Source organism: Yersinia aldovae ATCC 35236 (assembly GCF_000173735.1).
Classification (GTDB): domain Bacteria; phylum Pseudomonadota; class Gammaproteobacteria; order Enterobacterales; family Enterobacteriaceae; genus Yersinia; species Yersinia aldovae.
Genome location: NZ_ACCB01000140.1, coordinates 1 through 229, shown reverse-complemented (window position 1 = coordinate 229; position 229 = coordinate 1). Strand labels below are relative to the sequence as shown.

Sequence of the window (229 nt, the reverse complement as noted above, 5' to 3'; positions counted from 1 at the left end):
TGTGCGGCCCACTGGTTATTTCATTAACACCTTATTTAACTGAATCAGGATTATTATGCGCCCAGCAACCCGTTTTAAATTTAATGCCTATCTGACCCGTCAAGCCGAGCTGAACGGGGTAGCAACCGGCGACCTGAATAAAAAATTCAGCGTCGAACCCTCCGTGACGCAAACCATCATGACCCGCGTACAAGAGTCCTCAGAATTTCTGAGCAGCATCAATATTGTG

At 46.7% G+C, this 229-nt stretch carries 1 protein-coding gene; it reads left to right on the top strand.

The features are described 5' to 3' along the window. Window positions 1–55 precede the first annotated feature (55 nt). Window positions 56–229 (top strand): P2 family phage major capsid protein (locus YALDO0001_RS20570; RefSeq protein ID WP_004705900.1); only part of this gene is annotated, 174 nt, incomplete at its 3' end.